The sequence below is a fragment of the Vibrio sp. CUB2 genome, assembly GCF_001557945.1.
GTDB classification, from domain to species: Bacteria; Pseudomonadota; Gammaproteobacteria; order Enterobacterales; family Vibrionaceae; genus Vibrio; species Vibrio owensii.
Genome location: NZ_LNRB01000004.1, coordinates 16,934 through 31,216, shown reverse-complemented (window position 1 = coordinate 31,216; position 14,283 = coordinate 16,934). Strand labels below are relative to the sequence as shown.

General features: G+C 45.5%; 11 protein-coding genes. 3 read left to right on the top strand and 8 right to left on the bottom strand.

Annotated features, from left to right (window positions below; genetic code table 11):
• Positions 1-205: 205 nt before the first annotated feature.
• The gene (gene lldD, locus ATB78_RS07225; RefSeq protein WP_061008240.1) at positions 206-1,345 is read left to right on the top strand and encodes an FMN-dependent L-lactate dehydrogenase LldD; all 1,140 of its coding nucleotides are present in this window, start codon (positions 206-208) and stop codon (positions 1,343-1,345) included.
• A gap of 74 nt (positions 1,346-1,419) precedes the next feature.
• On the opposite strand, the gene ATB78_RS07220 is transcribed toward lldD, so the two are convergent.
• Both ATB78_RS07220 and ATB78_RS07215 read right to left on the bottom strand, forming a co-directional pair.
• Positions 1,420-2,475 carry a glycosyltransferase family 9 protein gene (locus ATB78_RS07220; protein WP_061008239.1) on the bottom strand — a complete coding sequence of 352 codons (1,056 nt, stop codon included), beginning with the start codon at positions 2,473-2,475 and terminating at the stop codon, positions 1,420-1,422.
• A gap of 92 nt (positions 2,476-2,567) precedes the next feature.
• Complete coding sequence (locus ATB78_RS07215; protein ID WP_005439037.1) at positions 2,568-2,915, bottom strand: helix-turn-helix transcriptional regulator; 348 nt, start codon at positions 2,913-2,915, stop codon at positions 2,568-2,570.
• A 349-nt stretch (positions 2,916-3,264) separates the two neighbouring features.
• On the opposite strand from ATB78_RS07215, the gene ATB78_RS07210 reads away from it, so the two are divergent.
• Positions 3,265-4,368 (top strand): mechanosensitive ion channel family protein, encoded by a 1,104-nt coding sequence (locus ATB78_RS07210; protein ID WP_061008238.1) that lies wholly within the window; start codon positions 3,265-3,267, stop codon positions 4,366-4,368.
• A gap of 66 nt (positions 4,369-4,434) precedes the next feature.
• On the opposite strand, the gene ATB78_RS07205 is transcribed toward ATB78_RS07210, so the two are convergent.
• Positions 4,435-5,154, bottom strand: coding sequence for a carbonic anhydrase (locus ATB78_RS07205; protein WP_039988583.1), 720 nt, complete (start codon positions 5,152-5,154; stop codon positions 4,435-4,437).
• Positions 5,155-5,657: 503 nt separating this feature from the next.
• On the opposite strand from ATB78_RS07205, the gene ATB78_RS07200 reads away from it, so the two are divergent.
• Positions 5,658-6,638: a hypothetical protein gene (locus tag ATB78_RS07200; RefSeq protein WP_061008237.1), complete on the top strand. Its 981-nt coding sequence runs from the start codon at positions 5,658-5,660 to the stop codon at positions 6,636-6,638.
• A gap of 145 nt (positions 6,639-6,783) precedes the next feature.
• Here the strand turns inward: ATB78_RS07200 and tdh are convergent, their stop codons facing one another.
• From tdh to ATB78_RS07175, 5 genes are all read right to left on the bottom strand, one after another.
• Positions 6,784-7,815 carry an L-threonine 3-dehydrogenase gene (gene tdh / locus ATB78_RS07195; RefSeq protein WP_005383983.1) on the bottom strand — a complete coding sequence of 344 codons (1,032 nt, stop codon included), beginning with the start codon at positions 7,813-7,815 and terminating at the stop codon, positions 6,784-6,786.
• A gap of 201 nt (positions 7,816-8,016) precedes the next feature.
• Positions 8,017-9,210 carry a glycine C-acetyltransferase gene (locus tag ATB78_RS07190; protein ID WP_061008236.1) on the bottom strand — a complete coding sequence of 398 codons (1,194 nt, stop codon included), beginning with the start codon at positions 9,208-9,210 and terminating at the stop codon, positions 8,017-8,019.
• Positions 9,211-9,422: 212 nt separating this feature from the next.
• Positions 9,423-11,750: an EAL domain-containing protein gene (locus ATB78_RS07185; RefSeq protein WP_061008235.1), complete on the bottom strand. Its 2,328-nt coding sequence runs from the start codon at positions 11,748-11,750 to the stop codon at positions 9,423-9,425.
• On the bottom strand, positions 11,747-12,679 hold the full coding sequence (locus tag ATB78_RS07180; protein ID WP_061008234.1) for a transporter substrate-binding domain-containing protein: 933 nt from the start codon (positions 12,677-12,679) through the stop codon (positions 11,747-11,749). The genes ATB78_RS07185 and ATB78_RS07180 overlap by 4 nt, the downstream gene beginning before the upstream one ends.
• 61 nt (positions 12,680-12,740) lie before the next feature.
• Positions 12,741-14,135: an aminotransferase class V-fold PLP-dependent enzyme gene (locus ATB78_RS07175; protein WP_061008233.1), complete on the bottom strand. Its 1,395-nt coding sequence runs from the start codon at positions 14,133-14,135 to the stop codon at positions 12,741-12,743.
• Positions 14,136-14,283: the final 148 nt, after the last annotated feature.

The window sequence follows — 14,283 nt, the reverse complement described above, 5'->3', positions numbered from 1 at the left end:
GCATCAATCCCCCGACCGATGTGCCAGTCTTTTTCAGTGCAGATAATTGATTGTTCCGTGTATGGAATGTCTCACAGCTCAATCACTTATCTATACTCTATTCTGATGTCGACTGCCGAAAGGATGGCAGTCAGTGAAACACTGACAGAGCAGGTGCTCATTGACTCAGGACGCAATCTTAGAATAACAGCCAGGACACACGAATATGATTATCTCTGCTTCTACAGATTACCGCGCTGCTGCGAAAGCCAAGCTGCCTCCATTCCTTTTCCATTACATTGATGGCGGTTCATACGACGAGCGCACGTTAAAGCGCAACACCGATGACTTAGGTGACGTAGCACTGCGTCAGCGTGTTCTGCGTGATATGAGCGATCTAAGCCTAGAAACAGAAATCTTCGGTGAAAAGTTGGCAATGCCAATCGCTCTGGCGCCTGTTGGCCTGACCGGTATGTACGCGCGACGTGGTGAGGTCCAAGCAGCAAAAGCGGCAGAAAAGAAAGGCATTCCTTTCACCATGTCGACTGTATCTGTTTGTCCAATTGAAGAAGTGGCACCTGCGATTGAACGCCCAATGTGGTTCCAGCTGTATGTTCTAAAAGATCGTGGCTTTATGAAGAACGTGCTTGAGCGCGCGAAAGCCGCTGGTGTAACAACGCTGGTCTTCACGGTCGATATGCCAGTTCCAGGAGCTCGTTACCGTGACATGCACTCTGGTATGAGTGGCCCTAATGCCGCAATGCGCCGTGTATTCCAAGCAATGCGTCACCCAAGTTGGGCGTTGGATGTCGGCGTATTAGGTAAACCTCACGACTTAGGTAACATCTCAACTTACCGTGGCGAACCAACTAAGTTGGAAGATTACATTGGCTGGCTAGGCGCAAACTTCGATCCTTCAATCTCTTGGAAAGATCTAGAGTGGATTCGAGACTTTTGGGATGGCCCGATGGTCATCAAAGGCATCCTAGACGAAGAAGATGCAAAAGACGCGGTTCGTTTCGGTGCCGATGGTATCGTGGTATCTAACCACGGTGGTCGCCAGCTTGATGGCGTGCTTTCAACAGCAAAAGCGCTGCCAAGCATTGCAGATGCCGTAAAAGGCGATCTGAAGATTTTCGTCGATTCAGGTATTCGTACAGGTTTGGATGTCGTGCGTATGCTGGCACTTGGTGCAGACTGTACGCTACTTGGTCGCTCATTTGTATACGCACTCGCAGCGCAAGGCGGTGCTGGCGTAGAGAACTTGCTTGACCTTTACGGCAAGGAAATGCGCGTAGCAATGACGCTTACAGGAGCGAAAACCATCTCTGACCTATCGCGTGATTCTTTGGTGAAGATTCCTTAGGCAAATCGCCCTAAACCATGTTCATACAAAAAGTGACAGCCTATTGTGCTGTCACTTTTTCATTTCATCCGGCGTTACGCCATTCTTAACACAGGCTCAAACTCGGCTTGTTCCTCCGAAAGAAACAATCGAATCGCATGACATTTCTCGCCCATCAACCCAAATCGTTGTGGGCACGTTTCCGTATAAAAACCAAAGCAAGTCGCTCCTGCGGCATCCGCTAAATGCAGCGGTCCAGTATCACAACAAAGAAAGCCATCGAGGTAGCGCAGCGTCGCACCCAATTGGCGCAGATCTTTGCATGCCAAAGTGCGGGAGTCTTTTAATAGTGGCTGCTGGATATCTGGGCTTAGCACTTCCACCCAATTCACACTCTGTCCTTGCTTGCGTTCAAATTCAGCCAGAATGGTTAACCAAGCATGATCACTGAGCTTTTTCTTGCCTCGCGCACCACGGAAGAAAGCAAATGTTGGCTTGCCTTCTTCGCGTAATTTACGTGCTTGCTGAATACCAGAGGAAAGCTCTTTTGAATCATACACAATATGATGATCCAAGGCATTATCAAGCTCATGTCCCATCGCTTCAAGGATAGAAAGTGGCTTGTAGGCACCGTGACGAAAAGGCGAATCGGCGACCGAGGAGTGAGTAAATACTTGCTCTGTTTTAACTTTCTTAAAAGCGATCTTGTTCTTCGCCGGAATCACAGCGGAAAGAAAAGTGTCACACGCGCCCGCCGTTGGAGCGAACAACAAGTCATATCTCTCTCGCTTTAACAAACGGATGGTCGCAAGTGCTTTATCTGGCGATTTGAATGACAAGTTGGAGTAATGAATCTGATTGATGCCAAGATTCTTGAAGACTTCCCCTTGCCAAGGCGAATTCAACAATAGATCAACTTTCGCATTTGGGTATAAGCGCAGAACCTGATGAACAAACGGAAGCAGGAAGTACATATTTCCGATACGGCTGTTGTTTCTCACGATCAAAATACGTTTCACCTGATCGTGCGGCATTGGTTCGTGAACAGTGAGAGAGTCGTCATTCAACCAACCTGCAAGTTTAGGCTCAAGTTGGTGCGTCAAACGACGACGTTGTTTATCGCAATTACGGAGAAAAGTCTTCACAGCCATTCCTTTCATTCAAAGGGACATCATGGCTGCTAGTTTTATCAGTAGAGATGTGAATAAATTGTCTACGACAAAAAATACACGGATGGAATCGGTTAGTTCACCGTGTGTTCGTACTCGATCACAACTTGGTTGCCTTCAATGAAGACATTACGGATTTCACCATCTACAGTGATACGGTTTTGTAGGTACACTGAGCCCGAAGAAGATATATCGCGTTTGCTCATAGATGGAATCACTTGACCAGGACGAACGTGCAATTGTTCGCAAAGTTGTTTCACGAAGCCAAGTGTTAACGGAGCGTTCCCACGCAACAAAGCAGAGAACTCATGCAAGCTTAAACCTAGGCGCTTTGCCATCTCCATTTGAGTGAGGTGCATTTTTGCTTTTTGCGACATCCAAATGTCGTAGAGCGCATTTCGATCTAGCTCTGTGAATTCCATGGTTTATCTCCGTATGTCAAAGTGACACTAAAGTCTCATATTTGAGCTTGATAAATGTTAGCGATGAGTCAAAGAACCTACAATTGATGGTTCGAATGATAGCGCTTATCTTTCAAAGTTCGAGTTTCATCACACCATGTAGGTTGAACAGCACGAACGTTACATTTCACCATACGTATCATCACCTTGTATTTACACATTAATCATTAACATCACTCTAAACACTTCTCTCCTTAACAGCAGTGATAAGAAGACAAGAACGGATTATTCGAATCACATCATTTTGCTAGGGCGAAAACTCAAACTCTGCTACCTTTCACTCATTGTTCCAAAAAATGAAACTTTACTTATGCCACAGTGGTTTACAGAACTTCAAACTTACATCATGGCCCATCATCAAGACTGGAGCAGCAGCGTACTGTTCATTACGATTGCGAGCTTTTTTGCTTGGATTGCGTGGCGCGTATTGCATTCTCGATTAGCCATTTTGGTCGAGAAAACCCCCTTTCATTGGGATGACCTTTTATTAGAAGCACTCAAAACCCCCGTCAGTACCTTAATCTGGTGTTGGCCTGCGACGGTATCTTTAGGCATTGTTCTGCAAAGTGAGTTGGGGAACGAATTCAACTGGCTCAGCACCCTTAAACTCATTCTTGTTATCAGCATCCTAGTTTGGATTGTGATGCGTCTTATCACCAACGTCGAAGACTACGTGCTGGAGCAGAAAACCCGTGACGAAACGACCGTACAAGCCGTCGCGAAAGTCGCTCGCCTGTTCTTTATCGTCATCGGTGTATTAACGGTTATGCAGGCATTTGGCCTGAGCCTTTCCGGTTTGCTGACCTTTGGTGGTGTCGGTGGTTTGATTGTCGGTTTGGCAGCCAAGGATCTTCTATCAAACTTCTTTGGTGGCTTGATGATTTACTTCGATCGTCCGTTTAAAGTTGGCGATTGGATCCGCTCTCCAGACCGTCAAATAGAAGGAACAGTGGAACGTATTGGATGGCGTATGACCAGCATTCGTACCTTCGATAAGCGACCTATCTATGTGCCTAGCTCAGTATTCAGCAACATCGTGGTAGAAAACCCGTCTCGCATGTTGAACCGCCGAATCTTTGAGACAATTGGCCTGCGCTACGACGATGCAGACAAAGTACCAGTAATCATTGATGAAGTGCGCGAAATGCTGAAGAGCCACAAAGACATCGATACGCGCCAGACACTTATCGTCAACTTCGATGCGTTTGGTGCGTCTTCACTGAACTTCTTTATCTATACCTTCACCAAAACAGTGAACTGGGTTCGCTACCACGAAGTGAAGCAAGATGTGCTTTTGCAGGTCATGGCGATCATCAAGAAGCACGAAGCGGATATTGCGTTCCCTACGCAAACACTCAAGCTTGATCCGATTCAAATGGCGAAAGCCCAAGCGCAAGACGACAGTGGTTTCTAACTTCAGAATACCAAACACAAAGCCCGCTAAATCAGCGGGCTTTTTTATGACTGGTCACTTCAACCCTTATTGCTGCGCTAGAATCATTCGAGCGTTAAGCGGTTGGATTGGGCGGTTGTTTTGCCCCATCGCTTTCGCAAACTCTTTCACCTGCTCTGGGGAGATGGTTTGTGTCTCTTTGATCACCAACCAGCGAACGCCTTCAGAACACGGTGGCGTGGTTAGAGAGCCATTGAAACGGTAGTAATCTTTATCACTTGGGATAAGCGCGTCAGCATCAAATGGAACCTTGATGGCAACATCTTGATCTTTAGTTGGGATGTTAGCGAGCAACTTAGCTAGATCCGGGTTAGCATCACCCAGTTTAAAGAACACCGCGACAACGGCCAGATGACCAACCTTGTCGGCATGCACAAAGTGTGCTTCCAGTGGGTATTCTTTACCATCTACATGGTTTTCAGATGGCGTATGGAAGTGGAACTGTTTTAACGTGAACTCTTTACCATCGATAGTGAGCGTGTTTTTGCCTTCTAAACTGGTCTGTAAAGTGTGGCCGTTGTTCAGCAGTGAAATAGCCTTGCCTTCATAATCGAAATCCAGTTTTTCTAGCTTGGCTTCGGTCGCTGATTCGATATTGATTGGACTTTGGTTTTGACCTTTCGCACATTCAGAAGCGAACTCACCCCAATTTGCCGGGCCGTGCTCACCCTCATAGCCCCAGTTTGCCGCGTTTGCTGAGCCTGCAAATACCAATGCTAAACCAAGTGCTGTCAGTGACTTTCTCATTTTCATTTCCTTTTGTATCTATGGTTAAGTAATGAACACTTTCTTATGCGTATGTTCACGCATGCAGTATTAACAAAGGAATGAAGAAAATGGATTAGCTCGCGCTATGCAATCTATGTTTACCTGCTAAATTTGGAAATGATCTCCACATTTTATGTAATTGATAAGTCGGCAATTAGAAACCATAGAGAATCAGACCAGTACAAAAATATTGCAGCAATAAAGGGGAGAGTATTGGCTAAGCTGACTGTTAAAACAATAACTTTTAATATTATAAAGACGCACTTTAATAAGCATTACAAATAAATAAGTTCTTAACAGTCATCTATTGAATTTTATAAGTGGTTTTTATTTAGCCACAACAAACTTAAACACACAGCTGAACTTAAAATACAATTTCGTTCTGAGCTTTCTGTTAGTAAAAATCACTATTTAAACAGTCACCTCATGAAATATTGAAAATCATAGGTATTCTTTTATTTATTTTTATTGGAATGCCGACTATGCGATATCAATCAGCGCCTGCTAATACAGAAGAAGCACAAGAAACCACAGCGCAACGAGCAGCACGACAACAGCAAGAACGCAGGGATGAGTTAACTTACTCATCAAGTGACTACAAGCGCTGGAATGATAACCGAGACAAAGTCGCCGCCGACCGCAAAGAAGAAGAACAGAAAAACCATATTCACGTGGGTGAAGAGCGTGAGCTGCCTGATGCAATTCTGTCACCGATGCCAACATCTAGAATGGAAATGAACGATGCAATCGGAAAACGCGTATTGCCATCCGACCTGCTTGGTTCTAGCTTCGCCAATCAGCTTGTTAGTGCAGAGGTTGTCGCTCTTCAGATGTCATCACTCAACCCTGTGACTCAAAAGGAAGTTAAAGAGAGTGGTGAGCTTGTATTTAGTGGTATGCAATACAAACACGCTCATGGAGCAGTAGGTGCACTTCAAGTTATCGATACATATGCAGGCGAACAACCCGATAAAAATACATCACAGATGGCCTACTGGGTCGCGCAGGGCAAGTATCTCGATATACCTAAACACCCTGATCCTCATCGCGACCATTTATATGTTTTCACGCCCAACTTCAGCGGCTGCTCTTTTGTTGTGGATGACTGGAGCGATGATTTAATCAGGGTTTACCATGTGGAAGGTGGCAAAGAAGATAAACAATACAATGATGTGAAAGACCATAGCAACGGATTAATCAACTATATGAGTTTCCGTGATTATGGCTTTTATCAAAAAGGCAGCACCACGATTAAGAATATTACGGGCTTTGCCTTTATGCGCTACAACACCCAAACTCGACATTGGGAAATTCATTACCAGAAGCAAGAGCATGCCCCTTCTATCAGTCAACCTACGACATCAGCTAAAACTCTTTTCTCATCAGAAAAGCACACGGCAAAAGTCATGGCGTCGAAGGAGTCTCATGTCGTGGAAACAGGAACCATCGTAATAAAGCGCTAGCGCTGAAGTAATTATGAGTTTGAGTTGTAAACGAAGCGCTATCCAACAAAATAGCCAGTTATTAAAAACAAAAACGCCCTAAGGTTCACTTAGGGCGTTTTTATTAATTTGACATTAAGAGGTTTTAAGTTGCTTTATCGCGACCTTATTCCCAATCAAGAATAACCTTGCCTGACATACCGCTGCGCATTACGTCGAAGCCTTCTTGGAAGTCATCAATCTTGTAGTGGTGCGTGATGATTGGTGATAGATCCAAACCAGATTGGATCAGTGAAGCCATCTTGTACCAAGTTTCGAACATTTCACGGCCGTAGATACCTTTGATCACCAAGCCTTTGAAGATAACTTGGTTCCAGTCGATACCCATGTCTGATGGTGGAATACCTAGTAGTGCAATGCGACCACCGTGGTTCATCGTCGTTAGCATTGAGTTGAACGCAGCTGGGTTACCAGACATTTCTAGACCTACGTCGAAGCCTTCTGTCATGCCTAGCTCAGCCATTACGTCTTCTAGCTTCTCTTCTGCAACGTTTACTGCGCGCGTTACGCCCATTTTACGAGCAAGTTCTAGACGGTATTCGTTCACGTCTGTGATCACTACGTGACGAGCACCAACGTGTTTTGCTACTGCCGCTGCCATGATACCGATTGGGCCTGCACCTGTGATAAGCACGTCTTCGCCTACTAGGTCGAAAGAAAGCGCGGTGTGTACTGCGTTACCAAACGGGTCAAAGATAGACGCTAGATCGTCAGAGATGCCTTCAGGGATCTTGAACGCGTTGAACGCTGGGATCACTAGGTATTCTGCGAATGCACCTTCACGGTTAACGCCCACACCAATCGTGTTACGACATAGGTGAGTACGGCCGCCACGACAGTTACGACAGTGACCACACGTAATGTGACCTTCACCAGATACGCGGTCACCGATTTCAAAGCCACGAACTTCCTGACCAATCGCAACCACTTCACCCACGTATTCGTGACCAACAACCATAGGCACTGGAATTGTCTTTTGTGACCATTCGTCCCAGTTGTAGATGTGTACGTCTGTACCACAGATAGCGGTTTTCTTAATTTTGATCAGAATGTCGTTATGGCCAACTTCAGGTTTATCAACCTCAGTCATCCAGATGCCTTCTTCAGGCTTTAGCTTTGATAATGCTTTAATTTTCATAGTATTCACCAAACATTGCCCCGCTCTATGCGTGACAAAAAATTCTTTCATCTAATGCGTTTAAAGAAGGAATAAAGGCTTTACCCATGAGCCGACTCAGAAGAGTTGGGAAAGCCTTTTGCTCTTTAAACGTAAGCTCTTTCTCCTTTCCATCTAATCCCTCCCCTATGTTAGGAGGAGGCTAGGAAGAGGAAACGAAACTTAGATGATGCCCATGTCCTTACCAACTTGGATGAACGCGTCGATTGCACGGTCTAGTTGCTCACGAGAGTGAGCCGCAGACATTTGAGTACGGATACGCGCTTGACCTTTTGGTACAACAGGGAATGAGAAGCCGATTACGTAGATGCCTTTCTCTAGAGCGCGCTCTGCGAATTCTGCTGCTACTTTTGCGTCACCAAGCATGATTGGAATGATTGCGTGGTCCGCACCACCCATTGTGAAACCAGCGTCTTCCATGCGAGTACGGAAGTGTGCTGCGTTTTCCCATAGACGGTCACGTAGGTCACCGCTCTCTTCTAGTAGGTCTAGAACGCGGATAGAAGCGCTTACGATTGCTGGTGCAACAGAGTTAGAGAATAGGTATGGACGAGAACGCTGACGTAGCCAGTCAATCACTTCTGCTTTACCAGACGTGTAACCGCCTGAAGCGCCGCCCATTGCTTTACCTAGCGTACCAGTGATGATGTCGATACGGTCAACCACGTTGTGGTGCTCGTGCGTACCTGCGCCTGTTTTACCCATGAAGCCAACAGCGTGAGAATCATCAACCATAGTCAATGCGCCGTACTTCTCTGCTAGGCCACAGATAGCTGGAAGGTTTGCTACTACGCCATCCATTGAGAACACACCGTCCGTTACGATAAGAATGTGGCGAGCGCCTGCTTCTTTCGCAGCAATCAGTTGTTGCTCTAGCTCTTCCATGTTGTTGTTTGAGTAGCGGAAACGCATCGCTTTACATAGACGAACACCATCGATGATTGACGCGTGGTTTAGCGCGTCAGAGATGATTGCGTCTTCTTTGCCTAGGATAGTTTCAAATAGGCCCGCGTTTGCGTCGAAACATGATGTGTAAAGAATCGTGTCTTCTTTACCTAGGAACTTAGAAAGCTTCTGCTCAAGCTCTTTGTGGATGTCTTGAGTACCACAGATGAAACGTACTGAAGCCATACCAAAACCGTGCTCGTCCATGCCTGCTTTACCCGCTGCGATAAGTGCAGGGTGGTTAGCAAGACCAAGGTAGTTGTTCGCACAGAAGTTTAGTACTTCTTCACCAGTAGAGATTTTAACAGCCGCTTGCTGTTGAGACGTGATGATACGCTCTGCTTTGTAAAGGCCTTCCGCCTTCACTTCTTCAATTTGCTGTTCAATCTGTTGGTAAAATGCAGAAGACATTCGCAATTCCTTCCTGTTTATTTTGTCGAGTTTTCACTCGATTAGAATTAGGTTGAGCCTTTATGTGACGGGGGTCACAGGCACTTACTTATCAATTAAGTGTAGTGTAATTCAAGGAAGGAAAAACGATTATCCCTCAAGGTGGAAAAGCATTAATGAATCCGAGGCACGAATCCAGTTAATGCTTTTCTATGAGGTTGTAATGAAAGGAGTTATAGCCAAGTCGGCTTAGCTAAGAGTGCTTCAAAGTCCTGAGCAGGTAATGGTCGGCTATAGTGGAAACCTTGTCCGAACTCACAGTTTAGGTTTTTCAAGTAATCCACATGACGCTGTTCTTCGATGCCTTCTGCGACGATCTTCAGATTCAGCGCTTTCGCCATCGCAATAATTACGTTCACAAGCTCGCGGTCGGACTCATTCTCAAACATGTTCTGCAAGAAGCTGCGGTCGATCTTGAGGCGATCAAACGGGAACTTCTGCAAGTAACTTAATGCAGAATAACCGGTACCGAAATCATCAATGGTGAGCTTCGCGCCCAATGCTCGCAAGCTGTCTAACATCCCCATCAGTTCGTTACTGTGGTTGAAGAGCAAGCTTTCCGTTACTTCTACATCAAACATCTCGGCAGGTAATCCCGACTCTTCAAGATGCTGCTTAATTTGTTCTAAGAGTTGATCGCAGTATCTAAACTGCACACTAGAGAAGTTTACTGACACGAACAGAGGTGCAACGGTCTGCCATTGGGCAGCTTGGTGGCACGCTTGGCGAATTGCAAAGTCCCCTAGCTGATGAATCAAACCGTTCTTCTCGGCAATCGAGATAAACTCTTCTGGATTGACGAAACCAAACTTCTCATCGTTCCAACGCATCAAGGCTTCAGCACCAACAATCGTACCGCTGTTCAAGTCAATAATAGGTTGGTAGTAGAGCTCTAATAAATCATGCGCAATGGCATGACGCAGACGGCTTTCTAAATCTAAGAAGCGCTGCAAATCTTGGTTCATGTTGTGGTCATAGAAGCAGAACGCATCACGACCATCTTGCTTCACGCGGTACATCGCCATGTCTGCACACGCCAGTAGTTGCTCTGCGTTGTCGCCATCCTCTGGGAACACTGACATACCGACACTCGCCGATAGGAAGAATTCGTGGTTTTGCCAAACGAACGGTTCATTGAACACAGACAGGACAGTTGTTGCAAAACGTTTTGCGCTGTCGGCATCTTGCAAATCAGGGATAACCAAGAGGAATTCATCGCCACCAATACGCGCGAGTAAGTCAGTCTTGCGTACCGCGTTGTGCAGGCGTTCTGCTGCCAGTTTCAAGACTTCATCACCAACAAAGTGACCCATGGAGTCATTGATTTGTTTGAAGTGGTCGAGGTCAATGAACATAACCAATACGTTGGAACCCATTCGCTCAGCGCGTGACAGTTCCAGATCCAAACGTTCTGAGCCATATACTCGGTTTGGCAACCCGGTCAGAGAGTCGTGTTTTGCTTGGTAAGCTAACTCCATCTCTGATGATTTACGACGCTCGATTTCACTGGTTAATCGTTGGTTTTGCTGAGACAGAAAGTCTTTACGCTTTTTTTCTTCTTCCAGTTTGATCTTAAGCTCGACGCGCGTGTTATTCAGGCTAAACGCATACAAAAGACCAAACACAATCAAAATAGCAAGGATACTCAACCCAGTAATGAATACGCGCGAGGTGTAGATGTCGCGTTCACTGAGCGATTCAAACCACGCCATCAGCTCAAAGTGATGACGTTCAATTGGCACTTCGAAATAAATCTTCTGTCTAAGCTCTTGAGAAAGCGCCTCTGGGCCCGTGACGTTTTCTTGTTCCAGTTTGCGGCTGATCGAATCCCACACTTCCATTTCAACGTCATTGATCTTCAGAACCATGCGACTGTAGCTGTCTTCATGTTCCTGATTGGTGAGTTGAGAAATCACCACTTGCTTGTTGATGTCTGCAATCAAATAACCAACCGGTTTGCCAGAGAACATCACTTGCTTGACCACTTGGATTAACACTCTGCCGTCATCACGAACGGCTCGTATCTCTTCGGTATTTTTGTGGTTTTGCAGTAATCGCGAGGTGTCGATGCGATGGTCTGTTTTCGCACCGGTTGTGACGATTGTTGAGCCATCAAGGCCAATCAGAGTCAGCTTCTTGTAGATGATTTGGTTATTGACGATTTTCGTTTCGGATTTTTCTTGCAGCTTGCGTTTCAAATTAATCAAACTCGCACCCAAGCCGTATTCCATCGACATGCCAGAAGCGAGGTTAGCAAAAAAGGTCTGCACCGTTTTATCGGTGGATAAATGGTCTATATCTTCGCTGGCAAGCGTAAATAAATTATCAAGCGTACCTGCGTAACTTTTCACCTTTAGGCCGAGTTCTCGGTGTTGTGAATCTTTTAATTTATTTTGACCTAAACTCGTCACAGTAATAAGCATCGCCAAGTAGAGCGATACCAAAATCGCACTGATGGTAATGATCTTCTGGCTTGATATTTTTTTTACAGACTTTCTCATATATCTTTCTTACTATCTTCTAAGAAGTAGTCATTATAGAAATAGTAAATAGATGGGTAATATTTCTCGACCAAGGTTTGGTACGTCCCATCTTGCTTAATTGAATTCAAATATTGGTTAAACGCGGCTTTTAATTCAGGAGAATCCTTACGGAAGGCAACCGCCATTTTTTGATTTTCAGAGACAGGGCCAATGACTTTGATTTCACCTGGCCATTTTTCTAATGCAATCAGTGTATCTGCCACATCTAGCAGCGTACTCTCTGCATCGTTCTTCATGATGGCAGGAACCATTTCGTTCAAACGGCGCTGGCCATCAGGCAAAATCACCTTAGCACCCGTGTTATACAAGTTGTAAAGATTTGGGTCTAGGCATGAGTGCTCCATCGCCAGAACTTCACGTCCGTTAATCAAAGCTTTGACTTTGGTGATGTCGCGCTCCACCGAGCCAGTCGGCGTGATTGGCGTAAGAGTAGAATCGGTACGAGCCACCAGCCACACTGCAGATGGGAAGTAGTCATCTGAAAAATCGACGATTTGAGCACGCCAATCCAAAATAGTGACACCGTTAGCAATCAGATCGCCTTCAACCGGCATCTTCTCACCTACAACAAGCTGCGCATCTTTGTATTCGACTTGCTGGCCAGTCAGTTTACCAACCACATTATTCCACTGCGCTGGCACGTACTGGTAACGCACGCCGAGAGATTGAGCAAACCCTTTGATGATATCGACATCAAGACCTGTCAGTGTTTGCATTTCCCCTTGATCAATGTAAGAAACGAAGTTTGCGTAAGGCACACCGATATGACGCAGCACGCCACTGTCTTTGATGTCTTGCAAATCACCCGCCGAGGCAGAAGTCGACATGATTGAAGCAAGAGCAACGGTAAGTGCCGTCATGGTTCGTTTGATTGTTTTCACTGACATGGTGAATATCCCTCTCTTCCACAAAGCGCCCAATAAAGGGCGCTTTGAAAGTTCAACAACGTTAGAACGAGTAGTAAAGATCCGTGATGGCTTCAACAAGCCCTTCTACGTCTTTCTCATCGTGGAATAGATGCGTTGAGATGCGCAGTGCTTGTGTTTCGTAAGCATCATCTTTGTACAGCTTGAAGCTTGTCGTGCGGATGATGTAGCCATAGTCTTCACGCAGACGGTCGCGGAACAAGGTGAGTCGTTCTTCATCCGTCACATCGCTAAATAGGTTGAACGTCGTTAGGCCGCTGGTTAAGCCTTCCACATTTGGCGAGTACATCTGAGCATGTGGTAACGCTTCATTAAGCAGCGTTTTGCATAGGTCACTTAGTTCAAGAACGCGTTCTTGAATACGGTCACGACCAATCTCGTCCCACATTTTACAGCTATCAGCAAGTGCTTGTTTTGCTGGGTAGTTGTCATTACCAATGTATTGCAATTGCTTGCCTAGGTAATCAGCGTGAGAAAGAGAAGAGTTGATCAACCACAATGGATTCTCGCGATCGCTCCAGTACTCATTCAAACGGTTGCCGTTATCACGTACATACAAGATACCTGTCGCGCCTGGACCACACTGCCACTTATGGCCAGATCCTGCATAGAAATCACAATCCATATCGTGGAAGTCTAAATCGAACATACCAACAGTGTGCGCACCATCAACTAAGGTTGGGATACCGTGTTGTTTTGCAAGAGAACAGATTTCTTTGGCTGGAAGAGTAGTACCTGTTTTGTAGGTAATGTGCGAGAAGACGATAAGACGAACGTTGTGGTGGGCTTCAATCGCTTCGCGGAACGCTTGAATGTAATCTTGTTCAGAAACGTCTTCAGTACCAGTGAAAACAGGAAGTTGAATTTCGACCACATCCACACCGAAGCGGTGTTTTGCTACATTCATTGGAGAAGTGGCAGCAACGTGTTCGTGGTGAGTCGTTAGAATGACATCACCCGGTTCGAAATGAAGGCCATTGATAATAGAACATAGGCCATCAGTAGTGTTGCGGCTCAGAATGATTTCATCTGGGTTAGCACCAAAGCCCGGCGCTACTTGCGTCACCATTTCAGAAACATGAGGCCAAGCACCAAACTTGTCTTTCATATCCCACGGGTACTTAGCAACGATTTTGTTGTTGTCTTCGTATCCTTCAAGAACATGTTTTGGCATTGAACCTGTCGTACCGATGTTCATGTAAGTCGTTCGTTTATCCAATACGAACTGCTTTTGAACTTTACGCCAGAAGCGCTTATCGTTCTTTCTACCTAGTCTACTCCAATCGATATTCGGTTCTTTTGCTTGAACAGCACCAGAAAACGCTGAAGCACTGACGCCAGCCACAACTGCACCAGTTGCACCTTTTAAAAAATTGCGGCGGCTGCGATTAGTCTGAATAGATTCCTTGTCGCTCATCTTTTCGATCCTTGTCGGAAGTTTAGCCATATTATAAATTATGAATCCGTAACTATCTGTTACTAAACCATTATTACCTAATAGGTCTATATTTTAGATTTTTCCGCAGCAATTAAGTGACTTTAGTTCCACTTTTTCATTTCATCTG